Annotated in this window: 14 protein-coding genes; 3 read left to right on the plus strand and 11 right to left on the minus strand. The window is 69.9% G+C overall.

The features are described 5' to 3' along the window. Window positions 1-70: 70 nt before the first annotated feature. The 3 genes from ACIBK4_RS49460 to ACIBK4_RS49470 all read right to left on the minus strand — a co-directional run bounded on the left by ACIBK4_RS49460 (window position 71) and on the right by ACIBK4_RS49470 (window position 5,788). Window positions 71-1,516 carry an aldehyde dehydrogenase family protein gene (locus tag ACIBK4_RS49460; protein ID WP_399006607.1) on the minus strand — a complete coding sequence of 482 codons (1,446 nt, stop codon included), beginning with the start codon at window positions 1,514-1,516 and terminating at the stop codon, window positions 71-73. Window positions 1,517-1,691: 175 nt separating this feature from the next. Further along, window positions 1,692-3,269 (minus strand): PucR family transcriptional regulator, encoded by a 1,578-nt coding sequence (locus tag ACIBK4_RS49465; protein ID WP_399006583.1) that lies wholly within the window; start codon window positions 3,267-3,269, stop codon window positions 1,692-1,694. Between the two features lie 116 nt (window positions 3,270-3,385). Next, on the minus strand, window positions 3,386-5,788 hold the full coding sequence (locus ACIBK4_RS49470; RefSeq protein ID WP_399006585.1) for an ATP/GTP-binding protein: 2,403 nt from the start codon (window positions 5,786-5,788) through the stop codon (window positions 3,386-3,388). Between the two features lie 250 nt (window positions 5,789-6,038). Between ACIBK4_RS49470 and gabT the strand changes: the two genes are divergently transcribed. Both gabT and ACIBK4_RS49480 read left to right on the plus strand, forming a co-directional pair. Further along, a complete protein-coding gene (gene gabT, locus ACIBK4_RS49475) occupies window positions 6,039-7,373 on the plus strand; it encodes a 4-aminobutyrate--2-oxoglutarate transaminase (RefSeq protein WP_366436916.1) in 1,335 nt (444 codons plus the stop codon). Window positions 7,374-7,851: 478 nt separating this feature from the next. After that, window positions 7,852-8,454: a phosphatase PAP2 family protein gene (locus tag ACIBK4_RS49480; protein WP_399006588.1), complete on the plus strand. Its 603-nt coding sequence runs from the start codon at window positions 7,852-7,854 to the stop codon at window positions 8,452-8,454. Here the strand turns inward: ACIBK4_RS49480 and ACIBK4_RS49485 are convergent. The 8 genes from ACIBK4_RS49485 to ACIBK4_RS49520 form a co-directional block, all read right to left on the minus strand. Next, the gene (locus tag ACIBK4_RS49485; RefSeq protein ID WP_399006609.1) at window positions 8,393-10,165 is read right to left on the minus strand and encodes a chitinase; all 1,773 of its coding nucleotides are present in this window, start codon (window positions 10,163-10,165) and stop codon (window positions 8,393-8,395) included. The genes ACIBK4_RS49480 and ACIBK4_RS49485 overlap by 62 nt on opposite strands. A gap of 108 nt (window positions 10,166-10,273) precedes the next feature. Next, window positions 10,274-10,741: a hypothetical protein gene (locus tag ACIBK4_RS49490; RefSeq protein WP_399006590.1), complete on the minus strand. Its 468-nt coding sequence runs from the start codon at window positions 10,739-10,741 to the stop codon at window positions 10,274-10,276. 130 nt (window positions 10,742-10,871) lie between these two features. Next, the gene (locus ACIBK4_RS49495) at window positions 10,872-12,299 is read right to left on the minus strand and encodes an NAD(P)/FAD-dependent oxidoreductase (protein ID WP_399006592.1); all 1,428 of its coding nucleotides are present in this window, start codon (window positions 12,297-12,299) and stop codon (window positions 10,872-10,874) included. A gap of 29 nt (window positions 12,300-12,328) precedes the next feature. After that, entirely contained in the window at window positions 12,329-13,129 is an 801-nt protein-coding gene (locus ACIBK4_RS49500; RefSeq protein ID WP_399006594.1) for an ABC transporter permease, read from the minus strand. Beyond that, window positions 13,130-14,056 (minus strand): ABC transporter permease, encoded by a 927-nt coding sequence (locus ACIBK4_RS49505; protein WP_033284911.1) that lies wholly within the window; start codon window positions 14,054-14,056, stop codon window positions 13,130-13,132. After that, window positions 14,056-15,210, minus strand: a complete 1,155-nt coding sequence (locus ACIBK4_RS49510) for an ABC transporter ATP-binding protein (RefSeq protein ID WP_399006597.1) — start codon at window positions 15,208-15,210, stop codon at window positions 14,056-14,058. The genes ACIBK4_RS49505 and ACIBK4_RS49510 overlap by 1 nt, the downstream gene beginning before the upstream one ends. A 5-nt stretch (window positions 15,211-15,215) precedes the next feature. Beyond that, window positions 15,216-16,463 carry a PotD/PotF family extracellular solute-binding protein gene (locus ACIBK4_RS49515; protein WP_399006599.1) on the minus strand — a complete coding sequence of 416 codons (1,248 nt, stop codon included), beginning with the start codon at window positions 16,461-16,463 and terminating at the stop codon, window positions 15,216-15,218. A 56-nt stretch (window positions 16,464-16,519) separates the two neighbouring features. After that, the gene (locus tag ACIBK4_RS49520) at window positions 16,520-18,055 is read right to left on the minus strand and encodes a gamma-aminobutyraldehyde dehydrogenase (RefSeq protein ID WP_399006601.1); all 1,536 of its coding nucleotides are present in this window, start codon (window positions 18,053-18,055) and stop codon (window positions 16,520-16,522) included. Between the two features lie 211 nt (window positions 18,056-18,266). Here ACIBK4_RS49520 and ACIBK4_RS49525 point away from each other — a divergent pair, with 211 nt between their 5' ends. Further along, complete coding sequence (locus ACIBK4_RS49525; RefSeq protein WP_399006602.1) at window positions 18,267-18,860, plus strand: NADAR family protein; 594 nt, start codon at window positions 18,267-18,269, stop codon at window positions 18,858-18,860. Window positions 18,861-19,095 lie beyond the last annotated feature (235 nt).

The following is a 19,095-nucleotide window of genomic DNA, read 5'->3' on the forward strand; positions in this document are numbered from 1 at the left end:
ATCCCATTAGCTAGAGTCGTCGGGTGAGAGAACGGTCAGAGCGACCGTTCCCCTCTCCTCCCGAGCCCGGTCAGAGCGCGAGGCCCGTGAGGACCAGCACGCGCTCGTAGGTGTAGTCGTCCATCGCGAACTTGACGCCCTCGCGGCCGACACCGGACTGCTTGGCGCCGCCGTAGGGCATCTGGTCGGCGCGGTAGGACGGGACGTCTCCGATCACGACACCGCCGACTTCGAGCGCACGGTGGGCGCGGAAGGCGACCTGCACGTCGTGGGTGAACACCCCTGCCTGGAGGCCGTACTTGGAGTCGTTGGCGGCGGCGAAGGCGGCGGCCTCGCCGTCCACCTTCGTGACGGTCAGCACCGGTCCGAAGACCTCCTCGCAGGAGATCGTCGTGTCGGCCGGTACGTCGGTGAGGACGGTCGGCGCGTACGAGGCGCCGTCGCGCTTGCCGCCGGTGAGGAGGGAGGCGCCGGCTTCGAGGGCCTCCTGGACCCACGACTCGACGCGCTGCGCGGCGGCCTCGCTGACCAGCGGCCCGACGTCGGTCTTGTCGTCGCTCGGGTCGCCGGTGACCTGGGCCTCGACGGCGGCGACTATGCGCGGCAGCAGCCGGTCGTAGACGGACGCGTCGGCGATGACCCGCTGCACGGAGATGCAGGACTGGCCGCCCTGGTAGTTGGAGAAGGTGGCGATGCGGGTCGCGGCCCAGTCGAGGTCGGCGTCGGAGGAGTAGTCCCCGAGGACCACGGCCGCGCCGTTGCCGCCCAGCTCCAGCGTGCAGTGCTTGCGCGGCACCGAGTCCATGATCGCGTAGCCGACCTTCTCCGAACCGGTGAAGGAGATCACGGGCAGCCGCTCGTCCTGGACGAGGGCGGGCATGTGGTCGTTGGCGACCGGGAGGATGCTCCAGGCGCCGGCGGGCAGTTCGGTCTCGGCGAGGAGGTCGCCGATGATCAGGCCGGAGAGCGGGGTGGCCGGGGCCGGCTTGAGGATGATCGGGGCGCCGGCCGCGATCGCGGGGGCGATCTTGTGGGCGCAGAGGTTGAGCGGGAAGTTGAAGGGCGCGATGCCGAGGACGACACCCTTCGGGAAGCGCCGGGTGAGGGCGAGCCGGCCCTGGCCGCCGGCGTCGGTGTCGAGGCGCTGGGCCTCGCCGCCGTTGAAGCGCCGGGCCTCCTCCGCCGCGAACCGGAACACGGACACCGCGCGGCCGACCTCGCCGCGCGCCCACTTGATCGGCTTGCCGTTCTCGGCGGAGATGAGCTGCGCGATCTCCTCGGTGCGCTCGACGAGACGCCGGCTGACGTGGTCGAGAGCGGCGGCGCGGACGTGGGCGGGGGTGGCGGCGAACTCGTCCCGTACGGCGTGGGCGGCGGCCACCGCCTCCTCGACCTGGGCGTCGGTCGGCACGCTGACCTTGCCGACGAGGCGTCCGTCCCAGGGCGAGGTGACGTCGAAGGTGTCCTCGCCGGTGGCCTGGCGGCCGGCGAGCCAGAAGGCGTGGGTGACTGCCACAGTTTCGTTGGGCATTGCGTGTGCCGGCCCTTCCGCGTTGGGGGTGCGTGTACTCGGTGTTGCTCGGTGCTTCTCGGTCCACCGTAGGTGCGGGGAAGCGAGGGTGCGTTTGTCCGGGCCGTAGCAGTGCCCGGCGCGGACACTCCAGTTCGGCAGAGGGTGTCGGCAGGAAGGGTCACTCCGCGGCGGCCGTCGCCTTCAACGCGAGCCACAACTCCATCCGTACGTCCGGATCGTCCAGCGACCGCCCGAGGATCTCCTCGACCCGCCGCATCCGGTACCGCAAGGTGTGCCGGTGCACCCCGAGGTCCGCGGCGGCCGCGTCCCACTGCCCGTGCCGGGACAGCCACGCCCGCAGCGAGGCGACGAGATCCCCGCGCCCGGTGGCGTCGTGCTCGGCGAGCGGCCGTAGCAACCCGTCCGCGAAAGCGCGCACCGCGTCGTCGGCGAGCAACGGCAGCACGGACCCAGCGGCCAGTTGCTCGTGCTCGACGAGCACGCGCCCGCGCCGCCGGGCCACGGACAACGCCTGCTCGGCCTGCTTGTAGGCGGCCGCGGCGGCGATGGGCCCGGCGGGCGCGGAGAGCCCGACGACGAGTTCGTGCTCCTCGCCCCCCTGTTCCTGTCCGCCGCCCGCCCGCTCGCCCTCCAGCGTCGCCGCGTACTCCGCGCACGCCTCGACCGCGGCTCCGCCGTCGACGGCGAGCGCCACGAGCCGTTCCGGCCCTTCCGGTACGACGAGCACGGCTTCCCCGGACCGCGCCGCGGCGGATTCCACGACCTCGGCGAGCCCGTCCAGGGGCTCACCGTCCGTCGACTCCCCCACGATGATCCGGAACGGCGCGTCGAGCAGCCCGCCGTACAGATCCCCGGCGACCGCCCGAGCGTGGTCCGGGTGCCCGGCGAGCAGCAGCCGCAGCACGGCCGCGCCGATCCGTTCATGGGCGGCCTGGAGGGACCGCGAGCGTTCCGTGGTGAGGGTGAGGAGCGCGATCGCGGAGTGCACGGCGTAGCGCTCCGCCGTACCGAGCGCGGATGCGGTTCCTACGGCGAGTGCGGCGCGGGGGCGGCGGCCGGTGCCGAGGGTGTGGAGTTCGACGCGGTCCTCGTTGTCCGGTCCGCCGACGACGGACGAGGCCGGCGCGGGCCGGTCCCGCAACCGCTCCACGTCCGCCGTGAGCCGGGCGGCGCGGCGGCCCGACCACTCCGGGGCGGTGGCGACGACGGCGCCGGACGCGTCGTAGAGCGCGGCCCAGCCGTCGACCTGCGCGGCGAGAGCGGCGAGGAGTCCCTCGGGACCGTCGGTGAGGGCCTGCTTGGTGAGTTCGCGCTGGGCGGCGAAGCCGGCGGTGACGGAGCGGTACTGGTCGGCGGCGATCGCCGCGGAGACGGCTTTGCTGATGGCGATGAAGGGGGTGCGGCGGGGGACTTCGAGGAGTGGCAGCCCCTCTTCCTCGGCGGTGTCGACCAGAACCTTCGGGATCTCGTCGTAGTTGACCCCGACGGCGAACCCCAGCCCGACGACTCCCGCGCCCACCAGCCGCTTCACATACCGCCGCATGGCCTTGGCGTCCTCCGCGTCCAGCTTCAACGCGGTGGTCAGCAGCAGCTCCCCGCCCTCCATGTACGGCACCGGGTCCGCCAGCTCACTGACATGCGCCCAGCGGACGGGCACGTCCAGCCGGTCCTCGCCGGCGCGCACGGTGAGCTTGAGTGCGGAGTGGTGGACGAGGGAGGCGAGCGTGGGGGGCATGGTGCCTTCAGGTGGAGGAAGAGCTGGCGATCATGTCGATCTTTTGGCCGTCGCGTATGAACTGGCTGTGCCGATTCTGCCTCACCGTATGGTCATCACGTACCTGTATGTCCGGTTCAGAGCTCCGGCGCCCGCAGATCCACCAGCAGCGGGGGTGCGTGCTCCCCCTTCACGCTGGTCAGGGACAGCACCGCGTGGCCGGCCGGCACCCCGTGCGCCAGTTCGGACGCGGACCAGCGGTCCCGCTCGACCTGGCGGACGGTCACGGCCTCCGTGGTGACGGCCTTGCCGGTGACCAGTTTGCGCAGGGCGTGGATGGCGCGGGTCATGGGCTGGTCGGCGAAGACCGTGTGCTTGGCGACGTCCTTGGTCTCCACCCACTCGGTGCCCCAGGCGTGGGCGAAACGGCTGCCGTCCCAGGTGGTGACGCCGGCCAGCGCCATGCGGCAGCCGACGGCGCCGTAGAGCGGGCCGTGCAGAGACTCGGGTACATCGCCGACGGTGCGCAGGGCGAGGACGACACCCGCGTCCTCGGAGCGGAGCCGCTGGATCCGGCGCAGCGACTCGGTGTTCACCGTGCCGGTGGCGTCGTCGAGGACGAGGCACGCGAAGTGCCCGCGTTCACGGCCGCGGACCACCGCGGTGAACTGCGCGAGGACCAGCCGGGTGAGCAGCCGGGCGGCCTCGCCGTGCCCATGCTCGGGCAGGTCGATCCGGACCCGCAGCGGATGGTGGGCGACGGCTCGCAGCGAGAACGGCCGTACGGTCCCGCCCTCCGCTCCGAAGAACCCGGCGAACACCGGGCGGTCGAGCAGTGCGAGCCGGTCGGCGAGGGCCTCGCCGGGGTCGTTGCCACCGCCGGCATGGCGCATGCGGGAGTCGAGTTCCCGGCGCATCACGGCGTGCTTGTCGCCTGTGAGCGCCGCGCTCAGCTCCGCCAGCACCCTGGGCTCGCTCTCCAGGAGTTCGCGCAGCACGGGCACGGTGGGGAACCTGCCGTACGCGGCCCGGTACGGCCCGAGGAGCTGGGCCAGGGTGGCGGCGGCACGCTGGGTGTCCACGGTGTCGAGGTCGCCGACGAGGGCCTCCGCGAGCAGGGCTGCGGCTTCGTCGGGGTCGTCGGACTCGGCGTACGGGTCGAGGTCGTGGACGGACGCCGGGTCGCCGACGCGGACGATCACGTCGAACGCGTCGTCCGGGCCGAGCGGCGCGCCGGTCGCGCACACCACGACGACGGCGCACCGGCCGGTGAGGGCCTGGAGGGTGAGGTTCTCGACCACCGGCCGCACCACGTGCCGCGTCTTGCCCGAGCCCGAGGGTCCGACGACGAGCAGCGAGGTCCCCAGCGTGTCCGGGCCGAGCGCGCTGCCGACGCCGCGATAGGCGAGCGGGGTGCGCTCCCCCGCGGTCCAGGTCCCGATCCGCACCTGTCCGGCGAGCAGGTCGTGCCGTGCGATGCGGCCCGGCAGATCGCGGGCGCCGGAGGGGTGGATCCAGGAGCCGCCCCCGGAACGCAGCACGGTGTGGGTGAAGCCCGCGAGGTCGCCGGTCCGCCGGGCCCGCCGCCAGGCGTGCTCGACGCGGGCGCAGTCCACGTCGTTCATCCGCCCCGCCTGCACCTCGGCGGTGAGGATGTCGGCGGCGTCGAACTGCCCCGCCTCCCGCAGCTCGGGCCAGTGCGACCGTGACCCTGCTGCCGGTGCCTGCTCGGCGACGGCCGTCTGAGCCGCGGTGCCGCCCGCGCCGTGGCGCTCCCGGAGGAAGGGCAGCCAGCCGCCGATCCGGGCGAACGGCCAGACGACCAGCACGCCGATGACCACGTAGAGGAGGTTGCCCATCAGCGGCGTGGAGATGAAGCCGCGGCCGCCCGGCAGCAGGTCGATGAGGTAGTACAGCGGATCGGCCACCGGGAGCGCGTGCCAGCCGACCGAGGGGAAGGCGCTCGGGGTCACGATCACGTTCACGGCGATCACGGCGCCGAGCAGGGCGAGGAGCGCCCGGGCCGGCTGCGGGCGGCGGGTGACGAGGTGCCGGATGATGTCCGGCCAGCTGCCCAGGCGCGCCATCCCGAAGGCCAGGATGCCGAAGAACACGCCGTCGGCGACGGCCACGGCCTCGACGCCCTTGCCCTTGGGCGTGGTGGTGCCGCCCCACCACCAGTCGCTCGGTGTGAGCACCCTCAGCAGCGCCCATTGGTAGGGGATGCTGCCGTGCTTCCACAGCGACCAGAGCACCATGCCCACGACGAGCGGGACGACGACGCCGACGATGGTGATCGGTGACAACCGCTCGGTGTTCCGCTCCGGCTTGGGCACGCGGTATCCGAAGCGCCAGATGCCGGGTCCCGCGGCGGGCCGGGGCTCGTCGAGCCAGTCGGCCACGGCGGGCGCGGGCGCGCTCGGTGCGTGCGCCGGCCTCGGCGGTACGGCGCGCTCCCCCGGCGGGTCCGTCGGCCCCGCCGGACGCGGCACCGGGTTCGCATGCGTGCCCCGCGCGTCCCGCGTCCCGTCGCTGTCCATCGTCCTCGCCCTCGCCCCTTGACCAGCCGTTCCGTACACCGTCAGCGAGTCAATCTAACGCGCCCACAAGGGGAGTTCACCGCTTACACGGCCGGATCGCCACACTCCCCGGCCGGGCCGCCATGTCCACCACGGACAACCCGGCCGGCCGACACCGCCCACATGGAGCATGCCCACCCCCGACCCCCCGCCCTAGCCTGCGAGAAAGGAAGAAAGAAGAAAAGCGTCCGCACCACCCCAGGAGCCCCTCATGACCGCTGTTCCGCAGGAGCGCCGCGTTCTCACCGCCATCCCCGGCCCGAAGTCGCAGGAGCTGCAGGCCCGCCGTACCGCCGCGGTCGCGGCCGGTGTGGGCTCCGTGCTGCCCGTGTTCACCGCGCGCGCGGGCGGCGGGATCATCGAGGACGTCGACGGGAACCGGTTGATCGACTTCGGTTCCGGTATCGCCGTGACCTCCGTCGGCGCCTCCGCCGAGGCCGTCGTACGCCGGGCGAGCGCGCAGCTCGCCGACTTCACCCACACCTGTTTCATGGTCACGCCGTACGAGGGGTACGTGGAGGTCGCCGAGGCGCTCGCCGAGCTGACCCCGGGTGACCACGCGAAGAAGTCCGCGCTGTTCAACTCCGGCGCCGAGGCCGTCGAGAACGCCGTCAAGATCGCCCGCGCCTACACCAAGCGGCAGGCCGTCGTCGTCTTCGACCACGGCTACCACGGCCGCACCAACCTCACCATGGCGCTGACTTCGAAGAACATGCCGTACAAGAACGGCTTCGGGCCGTTCGCGCCCGAGGTCTACCGCGTTCCGGTCGCCTACGGCTACCGCTGGCCGACCGGTCCGGACAACGCCGGTGCCGAGGCCTCCGCGCAGGCCATCGACATGATCAACAAGCAGATCGGCGCCGACAACGTCGCCGCGATCATCATCGAGCCGGTCCTCGGCGAGGGCGGCTTCATCGAGCCGGCGAAGGGCTTCCTTCCCGCGCTGAGCGAGTTCGCCAAGGCCAACGGGATCGTCTTCGTCGCCGACGAGATCCAGTCCGGGTTCTGCCGTACGGGTCAGTGGTTCGCGTGTGAGGACGAGGGTGTCGTCCCGGATCTCATCACCACCGCCAAGGGCATCGCGGGCGGACTGCCGCTCGCCGCCGTCACCGGGCGCGCCGAGATCATGGACGCGGCCCACGCCGGCGGGCTCGGGGGTACCTACGGCGGCAACCCCGTCGCCTGCGCCGGTGCGCTCGGCGCCATCGAGACGATGAAGGAGCTGGACCTCAACGCCAAGGCCAAGAACATCGAGTCGGTCATGAAGGTCCGGCTCGGGGCCATGGCGGAGAAGTTCGACATCATCGGCGACGTGCGCGGACGCGGCGCGATGATCGCCATCGAGCTCGTCAAGGACCGTACGACCAAGGAGCCGAACCCGGAGGCGACGGCCGCGCTCGCCAAGGCGTGCCACCAGGAGGGGCTGCTGGTCCTGACCTGTGGCACCTACGGCAACGTGCTGCGCTTCCTGCCCCCGCTGGTCATCGGCGACGATCTGTTGAGCGAGGGGCTCGACATCATCGAGCAGGCGTTCGCACGTATCTGAGCCACCCCCGCCCGTGCATCCCGGCCACATGCAACTCCCAGCTCTCGCACAGGAGTTGAGCCTCATACGCCTCAACCGCCCCACCCGTTTCGCCCGGAGCCATTCACGGGCCGGGGCGGCGGGCGTCGGGCCGTGTGAAGAAGGTGTGCGGGGTGCATGACGGGACGCGATTCCGCCTGTCGTACCCGCAGCCGCTGCCGTAGGTTCTACCCAGATGAGAGATACACCCCGCCCACAGGGGACTGTGGGTGATTTCAGGCCGGGGCCTCCCCAGCTTCGACCTGGTCGTGCCCTCGCGCACACAACAGGAGCCTCCGGCTCCGAATCTCCTCACCGATCGGACAGTCGCCCGCCCCAAACCCCCCGGGGCGGCCGACCATCCGATCCGGACGGCCGGCCCGGAACTACCCCCCCTGTTCCGGGCCGGCCGACCTCCTTTTTCTGGCTGCTTCTCGCCCTTCCCGCGCTCCTCTTCGCGGTGATCACCTGGCAGGTCGCGGCCGACGGCCCCCTCCTCCGCCTGGACACCCGCCTCAGCAGCGCCCTCGTCCACCCGGACCGCGCCTCCGAACTCCTCGCCGACCTCGGCAACATCCAGGTCGCGGTCCCGGTCCTCGTCGTCGTCCTCGTCTACGTCGGCGGGCGCGGCCGTGCCACAGGTACACACCGCTGGTGGCTGCCACCCCTCGCGGCGGCCGTGCTGATGGCCCTGGTCCCGGCGATCGTCGTCCCCCTCAAGGAACTGATCGCCCGCGGCGGCACCCCGGCGGTCCCACCCGGCACCGGCTACTACCCCTCGGGCCACACGGCCACCGCGATGATCGCCTACGGCTCCGCGACTCTGGTTCTCCTCCCATGGCTCCGGACGTCGTACGCCCGTCGCGGAGCCGTCATCGCCTGCGCCCTTCTCGTCGCCTGCGTCAGCTTCGGCCTGGTCAGGCGGGGCTACCACTGGCCACTGGACGTGGTGGCCAGTTGGTGCCTCGGTACGGTGCTGCTCACTTCGCTACGGCTGTTCCTCAGCCGAAGTAGCCGTCGAACGTCTTCTGGAACTCCCAGTTCGAGTAGCGGTCCCAGTTGACCGACCACGTCATCAGGCCGCGCAGGGTCGGCCAGGTGCCGTGGGTCGCGTACGAGCCGCAACTCACCTTCTTCGTCAGGCAGTCCAGGGTTTTCGTGACCTCCGCCGGAGCCACGTAACCGTTGCCCGCGTTGACCGACGCCGGCATGCCGATCGCGATCTGGTCGGGGCGCAGAGCCGGGAACATGTTGGTCGTGTCACCCGCGACCGGGAAGCCCGTGAGCAGCATGTCGGTCATCGCGATGTGGAAATCGGCGCCGCCCATGGTGTGGTACTGGTTGTCGAGGCCCATGATCGGGCCCGAGTTGTAGTCCTGGACGTGGAGCAGCGTGAGGTCGTCGCGCAGGGCGTAGATGACGGGCAGATACGCCCCGCACCTCGGGTCCTGGCCGCCGAACTTGCCGGTGCCGTAGAACTGGTAGCCCATCTGCACGAAGAACGTCTCGGGCGCCATGCTCAGCACGAACTTCGAGCCGTACTTGGCCTTCAAGGTCTTCAGGGCCGCAATGAGGTTGACCACGACGGGAGTTGTGGGGCTCTTGAAGTTCGTGTCGCTCGCGTCCAGCGAGAGCGAGTGGCCTTCGAAGTCGATGTCGAGGCCGTCGAGGCCGTAGGTGTCGATGATGTTCGAGACCGAGGAGACGAAGGTGTCGCGGGCTGCCGTCGTGGTGAGTTGGACCTGGCCGTTGGCGCCGCCGATGGAGATCAACACCTTCTTCCCCGCCGCCTGTTTGGCCTTGATGGCCGCCTTGAAGTCGGCGTCGCTCTCGACGTTCGCGCACTCGCTGACCGGGCAGCGGTTGAAGCGGATGTCGCCCGAGGTGGCGGAGGTGGGTTCACCGAAGGCCAGGTCGATGACGTCCCAGCTGTCGGGGACATCCGCCAGGCGCGTGTAGCCGGAGCCGTTGGCGAAGCTGGCGTGGAGGTAGCCGACCAGGGCGTGGGTCGGCAGTCCGGAGGTCGGGCCCGAGCCGGTGGACGTCGTGGCAGCGACCGCCGCCGACTTCGCGGACTCGCCCGCGTCGTTCACCGCGGTGACCTGGAAGCTGTACGCCGTCGCGGCCGACAGCCCGCTCACGGTGGCCGAAGTCCCGCTCGCCGTCTGGACCTTGACCCCGTCGCGGTAGATCGCGTAGCTCGTCGCGCCGGTGACGGCGGACCAGGAGAGGGCGACGGAGGAGGACGTGATGGAGCCAACGGCCAGGCCGGTCGGGGTGGTTGGCGGCTGTCCTACGTTTCCTGCCGGGCCGATGAGGGAGATGTCGTCGGCGTAGTAGGCGCCGGTGGCGTACCAGCCGTGGGTGTAGATCGTGACCTTGGTGGTGGACGGGCCGGTGCGGAAGCTGGTCGTCAACTGCTGCCAGTCGGGGGCCGATTGGGTCCAGGTGGAGACGTCGGTGGTGCCGGTGCCGCTCGCGCCGAGGTAGACGTAGCTGCCGCGGACGTAACCGGCGAGCGAGTACTGGGAGTTGGGCTGCACGGTCACCGTCTGCGCGCACTGGGCGTAGTCGTTGCCGGCCGGGGTCGCCTGCAACGCCCAACTGCCGCCGTGCACGGGCGACTTGACCGTCGTACCGCTGTTCGCGGTGCAGGACCAACTGTCGAGGCCCGCTTCGAAGCCTCCGTTCTTCGCCAGGTCCGCGTCGGCCGCACGGGCGGCCGACGAGAGCGCGGTGAATCCGGATACGGCCAGGGCCAGGGCCGTGAGCATGGTGAGGACGGGTCTGGTGCGGTCCACAAGTGCCTCCGGGCATGGGGGAATTGGAGGGGTGGAGCGCGCCCAATTTGGTCCAGACCAATTAGCTTGTCAAGACCTCGATCAGTTACCCGCCCTCCCGTCCTCCCCTTCCGTGGCCAGCCCCGCCGCCGCCTCGTGCATGGCGAGTTCGAGGAGCGCGGGGTCGGTGAGGGTGCCGGAGCCGTCCGGTGGAACCAGCCAGCGGACTCCCCCGGTCGACCGGCCGGGGTACGGCACGACGATCCAGGTGCCGAGTCCCGCCGTGCGGATTCCGGTGCCCAGCCAGCGGGCCGCGGTGCCGGGCGGTACGAGGAAGCCCATCCGTGCGTCGCCGAAGTCGACGAGTACCGGGCCCAGTTGATCGATGACCCTGGTGAGCACATCGAGCGTGGGATAACCGAGCTCACCCGGCAGGATGAGTACGTCCCAGGCCTTGCCGGCGGGCAGCAGCGCGACCCCGAGGGGGTTGCGCTCCCATTCCCAGCGGCAGGCCTCCGGATCCGGAGCTACGGATGCCAGCCACTCGACGGCCGTCTTCGCCCCAGTCATGAGGAGACCTCCCTTTCTCATGTCGACGCTGGTCGCGTCACAGGAGAGAGGGAGGTCTCCGCCGGGCATTACGCGAGTTCGGGCACCACGAAGGAGTGAACCGGATCACATCTCACGGAAGGGGTGGGGCTCAGCTGTCGAAGCCGAGGCCCAGCTTGTCCATCGTCTTCAGCCAGAGGTTGCGCCGACCGCCGTGTGAATCGGCGTGCGCCAGCGACCACTTGGTGAGCGCGATGCCGGTCCAGGCGAAGGGCTCGGGCGGGAAGGGCAGCGGCTTCTTGCGGACCATCTCCAGTTCGGTGCGCTCGGTGCGCTCCCCCGCGAGCAGGTCCAGCATCACGTCCGCGCCGAAGCGGGTCGCGCCGACGCCGAGCCCGGTGAAGCCCGCCGCGTACGCGACCTTGCCCTGGTGGGCGGTGCCGAAGAACGCCGAGAAGCGCGAGCAGGTGTCGATCGCTCCGCCCCACGCGTGCGAGAAGTTCAGCCCCTCCAACTGCGGGAAGCAGGTGAAGAAGTGCTCCGCGAGCTTGGCGTACGTCTCCGGCCGGTCGTCGTACTCGGCGCGGACCCGGCCGCCGTAGGGATAGATCGCGTCGTAACCGCCCCACAGGATGCGGTTGTCGGCGGAGAGCCGGAAGTAGTGGAACTGGTTCGCCGAATCGCCGAGGCCCTGGCGGTTCTTCCAGCCGATCGACGCCAACTGGTCGGCGCTGAGCGGTTCGGTCATCAGCGCGTAGTCGTAGACCGGGACGGTGTACGAGCGGACGCGCTTGACGAGGTTCGGGAAGATGTTGGTGCCGAGCGCGACCCGGCGGGCGCGGACCGAGCCGTACGGGGTGCGTACGGCCATGCCGGCGCCGTGCGGTTTGAGGGCGAGGGCGGGGGTGTGTTCGTAGACGCGGACGCCTAGTTGGAGGCAGGCGCGCTTCAACCCCCAGGCCAGTTTGGCCGGGTTGAGCATCGCGACGCCTCTGCGGTCGTAGAGGCCGGCCAGGAAGGTCGGGGAGGCGACCTGTTCGCGGAGCGCCTCGGCGTCCAGGAACTCGGTGCCGTCGGCGAGGCCCTTGCTCTCCAACTCGCCGTACCAGTCGTGGAGTTCCTCGGCCTGGTGCGGTTCGGTGGCGACGTCGATCTCGCCGGTGCGCTCGAACTCGCAGTCCAGGGAGTAACGGGCGACCGCGCTCTCGATCGCGTCGAGGTTGCGGGCGCCCAGCTCCTCCAGTTTGTGGATCTCGTCGGGCCAGCGGGTGAGGCCGTTGGAGAGTCCGTGGGTGAGCGAGGCGGCGCAGAATCCGCCGTTGCGGCCCGAGGCGGCCCAGCCCACCTCGCGGCCCTCCACCAGCACCACGTCCCGCTGCGGGTCGCGCTCTTTCGCGATGAGCGCGGTCCACAGTCCGCTGTAACCGCCGCCGACGACCAGCAGATCGCAGGTCTCGCCGCCGGTGAGCGCGGGTTCGGGGCGGGGCTTGCCGGGGTCGTCCAGCCAGAACGGCACCGGCCGTGCTTCGGAAAGAGACTTGGTCCAGTTGTTGCTACGGCTCATGGCGCTTGGGGCCATGATTTCAACTCCCTACAGGGATAGTGCGGTTATGCCTTCACCTTGTTGCGGCGGTTGGTGATCGCCATGGAAACGAGCACCAACAATACGGCGACGAGGAACATCGTCGTACCGATGACATTGATCTGAACGGGTGTGCCGCGCTGTGCCGAACCCCAGACGAACATGGGGAAGGTGACGGTCGAACCCGCGTTGAAATTGGTGATGATGAAATCGTCGAAGGAGAGCGCGAAGGAAAGCAGCGCGCCCGCCGCGATTCCGGGGGCCGCGATCGGCAGGGTGACGCGCAGGAACGTCTGCGCCGGGCCGGCGTAGAGGTCCTGGGCGGCCTGTTCCAGGCGGGGGTCCATCGACATCACGCGGGCCTTGACGGCGGTGACGACGAAGCTGAGGCAGAACATGATGTGGGCGATCAGGATGGTGTAGAAGCCCAGTTGGGCGCCCATGTTGAGGAACAGGGTGAGCAGCGAGGCGGCCATGACGACCTCGGGCATCGCCATCGGCAGGAAGATCAGCGAGTTGATCGCGCCGCGGGCGCGGAAGCGGTAACGGACCAGCGCGAAGGCGATCATCGTGCCGAGGAGCGTGGCGCCGATGGTCGCCCAGACGGCGATCTGGAGGCTGATGGAGAGCGAGCCGCACATGTCGGCGACACCGCACGGCTTCTTCCAGGCGTCCAGCGAGAACTGCTGCCACTCGTAATTGAAGCGCCCCTTCGGTTTGTTGAAGGAGAACACCGTGACGATGACGTTCGGAAGGAGGAGATATCCGAGGGTCAACAGCCCCGCGATGACGACGAGATGGCGCTTGAACCAGCGTACGACGGCCATTTAAACCAGATCCTCCGTCCCGGACTTGCGAATGTAGATGGTCACCATGGCGAGAATGGCGGCCATGAGGATGAAGGAAAGAGCGGCCGCCGTCGGGTAATCCAGAATGCGCAGGAACTGCGTCTGGATGACGTTTCCGATCATGCGGGTGTCGGTGGAGCCGAGGAGTTCGGCGTTGACGTAGTCACCGGCCGCCGGGATGAAGGTCAGCAGGGTGCCGGAGACGACGCCCGGCATCGACAGCGGGAAGGTGACCTTGCGGAAGGTGGTGAACGGCTTGGCGTACAAGTCGCCGGCCGCCTCGTGCAGCCGTCCGTCGATGCGCTCCAGCGAGGTGTAGAGCGGAAGCACCATGAACGGCAGGAAGTTGTACGTCAGTCCGCACACCACCGCGAGTGGTGTGGCGAGGACGCGGTCCCCCGATGTCCAGCCGAGCCAGTTGGTGACGTCCAGGACGTGCAGCGTGTTGAGGACGCTCACGACCGGACCGCTGTCCGCGAGGATCGTCTTCCAGGCGAGCGTGCGGATCAGGAAGCTGGTGAAGAACGGCGCGATCACCAGGATCATGATCAGGTTCCGCCAGCGTCCCGCGCGGAAGGCGATGAGGTACGCCAGCGGGTACCCGAGCAGCAGACAGAGGATGGTCGCGGCGGCGGCGTAGAAGACCGAGCGCAGGAACTGCGGCCAGTACTCGGACAGTGCGTCCCAGTAGGTCGCGAAGTGCCAGGTGACCTTGTAGCCGTCCTCCAGGGAGCCCGTCTGGATCGACGTGGAGCCCTGGTAGATCATCGGCAGCGCGAAGAAGACGATCAGCCAGAGAATGCCGGGCAGCAGCAGCCAGTACGGCGTCCAGCGGCCCCTCTTCTTGCGCGGCGGCTTCTCCTCCGGCGCGGGCGCCAGGGGCGGCGCCTCGGTGACAGCGGCCATCAGGCGGCCTCCTCCTCGACGTCGACACCGGCGTCGATGTCCTGGGCGGCGTCGAGGCCGAAGGTGTGGGCCGGGTTCCAGTGCAGGACGACCTCGGCGCCGGGCCGCAGCCGGGTGTCGCGGTCGATGTTCTGGGCGTAGACCTCGAACTCGGGGCAGACCGGGCTGTCGATGACGTACTGCGTCGAGACGCCGATGAAGCTGGAGTCGGCGATCGTGCCGGTGATGCGGTTGCGGCCGGCCGGGATCTCGCCCGCGTCGTCGGCGTGGGTGAGGGTGATCTTCTCCGGGCGTACGCCGACCAGGACCTTGCCGCCGGTCGTCGTGGGCGCGGAACATCGCGACTCGGGCAGGACGAGCTTGCCGCCGCCCGCCTTGAGGACGATGTCGTCGCCGCTCTTGGAGTCGACCTCGGCCTCGATGAGGTTGGAGGTGCCGAGGAAGTTGGCGACGAAGGTGGTGTTCGGGTTCTCGTAGAGGTCGCTGGGCGAGCCGAGCTGCTCGACGCGGCCCGCGTTCATCACGGCGACCGTGTCGGCCATGGTCATGGCCTCCTCCTGGTCGTGCGTGACGTGGATGAACGTGATGCCGACCTCGGTCTGGATGCGCTTGAGCTCCAGCTGCATCTGGCGGCGCAGCTTGAGGTCGAGGGCGCCGAGGGGCTCGTCGAGGAGGAGCACCTTCGGGTGGTTGATGAGGGCGCGGGCGACGGCCACACGCTGCTGCTGGCCACCTGACAACTGGTGCGGCTTCTTGCGCGCCTGCTCGCCGAGTTGGACCAGGTCGAGCATGTCCTCGACCTGCTTCTTCACCGACTTGATGCCGCGCCGGCGCAGACCGAAGGCGACGTTCTCGAAGATGTCGAGGTGCGGGAAGAGGGCGTACGACTGGAAGACGGTGTTCACCGGCCGCTTGTAGGGCGGGAGGTTGGTGACTTCCTGGTCGCCGAGGTGGACGGTGCCGGAGGAAGGTTCCTCCAGGCCCGCGATCATGCGCAGGGTGGTGGTCTTGCCGCAGCCCGAGGCGCCGAGCAGGGCGAAGAAGGAGCCCTGGGGGACGGTCAGGTCGAGCGGTTGGACGGCGGTGAAGCCGTTGTCGTAGGTCTTGCTGATACCGGAGAGGCGGACGTCGCCGCTGTTGTCCGTCGTGTTCATCGTCGTCACGCCCCTGTGAGCTTTGCGAACTTCTGCTGGTATGCCGTCTCTTCCTTCGAGCTCAGTGAGCGGAAGGCGTGCGACTTGGCCGCCATGGCCTTGTCGGGAAGGATCAGCGGGTTGCTCGCCGCCGACTTGTCGATCTTGGCGAGGTAGGGCTTCACGTCCGCGACCGGGCTGACGTAGTTGACGTAGGCGGCGAGTTCGGCGGCCGGCTCGGGCTCGTAGTAGTAGTCGATGAGCCGCTCGGCGTTCGTCTTGTGGCGCGCCTTGTTGGGGATCAGCAGGTTGTCGGTCGACGTCATGTAGCCGGCGGCTGGGATGACGTAGCCGACGTCCGGGTTGTCCGCCTGGAGCTGCACGATGTCGCCGCCCCAGGCGACGCACGCGGCGAAGTCGCCCTTGGTGAGGTCGGACGTGTAGTCGTTGCCGGTGAAGCGGCGGATCTGGCCCTTGTCGACGGCCTTCTGGAGGCGGGCGATGACCGCGTCGTAGTCGTCGGTGGTGAACTTCGCCGGGTCCTTGCCCATGTCGAGCATGGTCATGCCGACGCTGTCGCGCATCTCGGTGAGGAAGCCGACGCGGCCCTTGAGCTTGGGGTTGTCGAGGAGGTCGGAGATCGACTTCACCTCGACGCCGTCGAGCGCCTTCTTGTTGTAGGCGATGACGGTCGAGATGCCCTGCCATACGTACGAGTACGCCCGGCCCGGGTCCCAGTCGGGGCTGCGGAACTGGTCCGACAGGTTGGCGTAGGCGTGCGGCAGGTTCGACGCGTCCAGTTTCTGGACGTAGCCCAGGCGGATCATGCGGGCGGCCAGCCAGTCGGTGAGGACGATCAGGTCGCGGCCGGTGGACTGGCCGGCGGCGAGCTGCGGCTGGATCTTGCCGAAGAACTCGTCGTTGTCGTTGATGTCCTCGGTGTACTTGACCTTGATGCCGGTCCGCTTGGTGAACGCGTCCAGCGTCGGGCGGTGGTTGCCGCTCTCGTCCGTGTCGATGTACTCGGGCCAGTTGGAGAAGTCGATCTCCTTCTCCGTGGCCGAGTGGTCGTCGGCGGAGACGCCGCCCTGCGTCTTGCCCGCCGCGGGGATCCCGCAGCCGCTGAGGGCGCCGAGGCCGCCGACCGCGAGCGCGCCGCCCGCGGAGGCGCGCAGCACCGAACGGCGGGTCATCACGGACCGGCTCTTGCGGAAGCTGCGCCGCACGGCGGCCACTTCGGCCGGGGTCAGGCGGTCGGGCTCGTACTGCTTCATGCGCGTGCTGCCCTTTCGGGAGGAGACGGCCGCGGCTTCGGCGGCCGTCAGTTCTGCTATCGGTCCCCGAAGATCGTGCGGTGCCAGTCCTTGCGGGCCACCGCCGTGTTGTCGAACATGACGTGCTTGATCTGGGTGTACTCCTCGAACGAGTAGGCGGACATGTCCTTGCCGAAGCCGGACGCCTTGTACCCGCCGTGGGGCATCTCGCTGATGATCGGGATGTGGTCGTTGATCCACACGCAGCCGGCCTTGATCTCGCGGGTCGCGCGATTGGCCCGGTAGACGTCCCGGCTCCACGCGGAGGCGGCGAGTCCGTACGGGGTGTCGTTGGCGAGCGCGATGCCTTCGTCGTCGGTGTCGAAGGGGAGCACCACGAGCACCGGTCCGAACAGCTCCGACTGCACGATCTCGCTGTCCTGGGCGGCGTCCGCGACCAGGGTGGGGCGATAGTACGCGCCGTTCTTGAGATCTCCCTGAGGAGCCTCGCCGCCGGTCACCACGCGCGCGTAGGCACGCGCCCGGTCGACGAAACCGGCGACGCGGTCGCGCTGGACGTGCGAGATCAGCGGCCCGAGGTCGGTGCCCGGGGCGAAGGGATCGCCGACCCGGACGCTCGCCATGAGGGCGGCCGTCTTCTGGACGAACGCGTCGTAGAGGGGCCGCTGCACGTACGCGCGCGTGGCGGCCGTGCAGTCCTGCCCGGTGTTGATGAGCGAACCGGCGACGGCTCCGTTGACGGCGGCGTCGAGATCGGCGTCGTCGAAGACCACGAAGGGTGCCTTGCCGCCGAGCTCCAGGTGAAGGCGCTTGACGGTGGCGGTCGCGATCTCGGCGACGCGCTTGCCTACGGCGGTGGACCCGGTGAAGGACGTCATGGCCACGTCGGGGTGACCGACGAGGTGCTCACCGGCCTCCTTCCCGCTGCCGGTGATGATGTTGATGACACCGTCCGGGATGCCGGCCTCGGTGGCGGCCTGGGCGAACATCAGCGAGGTGAGCGGGGTCAGCTCGGCGGGCTTCAGGACGATCGTGTTGCCGGCGGCGATCGCCGGGAGGATCTTCCAGGCGGCCATCTGGAGGGGGTAGTTCCAGGGCGCGATGGAGCCGACGACGCCGATGGGTTCACGGCGTACGTACGACGTGTGGTCGCCGGAGTACTCCCCCGCCGACTGTCCCTGCAGATGCCGTGCGGCACCGGCGAAGAAAGCCGTGTTGTCAATGGTCCCCGGGACGTCGAACTCGCGGGTCAGCTTGAGGGGCTTGCCGCACTGGAGGGACTCGGCGCGGGCGAAATCGTCGGCGCGTTCGGCGAGTACGGCGGCGAAACGGTGCAGCGCGTCGGAGCGCTCGCCGGGGGTGGCGCCGGACCAGGCCGGGAACGCGGCCCGGGCGGCTGCCACGGCGGCGTCCACGTCGGCCGTCCCGGCCAGCTCGTATGTATAGACGTCCTCGCCGGTGGCCGGGTCGACGACGGCGTGGGTGTGGCCCGAGGTGCCCTTCGTCAGGCGGCCCGCGATGAACTGCGCGCCGCCCGCGAAGTACTCCTGTGCGGGGAATCGGTCCGGGGTGACGCTGCCCGGGTTGTGCATGTCGCTCTCCTCCGCCTTCGCCCCGCTTCGTCCGCTGGCGGGTGGCGTAGCTCCAGCTCGATTTGAATGCCGATCCTGACAGAGCAAAGGGACTCCAACAAGTGATTCCGTTGTTGCCTTTTGGTTACGCGACGGAATCTGTCGACCAGGTGTCGAGTCCTCGTGGAAAAGGGGGGACGGAGTGTCAGTGGTGCCTGCAAGACTCGCGTGTATGGACGAGATCACGGGGAAGCTCGCGGCGGGGGCCGTGGAAAAGATCGATTCGCGGGAAGCGCTGATCAGGGAAGTGCGGGCAGGGGCGAGAGTCAAGTACCTGCACTTCTGGGGGCACCGGCCGCGCCCGGACGGGGGCGTGAGCGCGAGCTGTCTGAGTCAGTGGTGGCCGTCGCCGTTCACGGTGGACGGGGTGACGTATGCGACCGCCGAGCACTGGATGATGGCGGGGAAAGCGCGGCTGTTCGGCGACGGGGATGCGCTTGCGCGGGTGCTGGGTGCGGGGCATCCGGCCGAGGCGAAGAAGGCGGGGCGGTTGGTGCGGGGGTTCGACGAGGGGGTCTGGGCTCGGGAGCGGTTCGGGATCGTCGTCGAGGGGAGCGTGCGGAAGTTCGCGGCGGATGAGGGGCTGCGGGGGTTTTTGCTGGGGACGGGTGAGCGGGTGCTGGTGGAGGCGAGTCCTGTTGACCGGGTGTGGGGGATTGGGCTGGCTGCGGATGATGTGGCGGCGGGGGATCCTGAGCGGTGGCGGGGGCCGAATTTGTTGGGGTTCGCGTTGATGGTGGCGCGGGGGCGGTTGCGGGAGGGGTGACGGGGGGGGTGGGGGGCTTGGGCTCTCGTTGCCGGGTGCGGGTGTGTGGGGGCTGGTCGCGCAGTTCCCCGCGCCCCTGAGGGGATCGGGGTGGGCCGGGGTCAGAGGTGCGGGGGCCCGCAGCGGGTGTGTGGGTGGGTCGGGGGGGGGGGGGGGGGGGGGGGGGGGGGGGGGGGGGGGGGGGGGGGGGGGGGGGGGGGGGGGGGGGGGGGGGGGGGGGGGGGGGGGGGGGGGG

Source organism: Streptomyces sp. NPDC050528 (assembly GCF_044457795.1).
GTDB lineage: Bacteria > Actinomycetota > Actinomycetes > Streptomycetales > Streptomycetaceae > Streptomyces.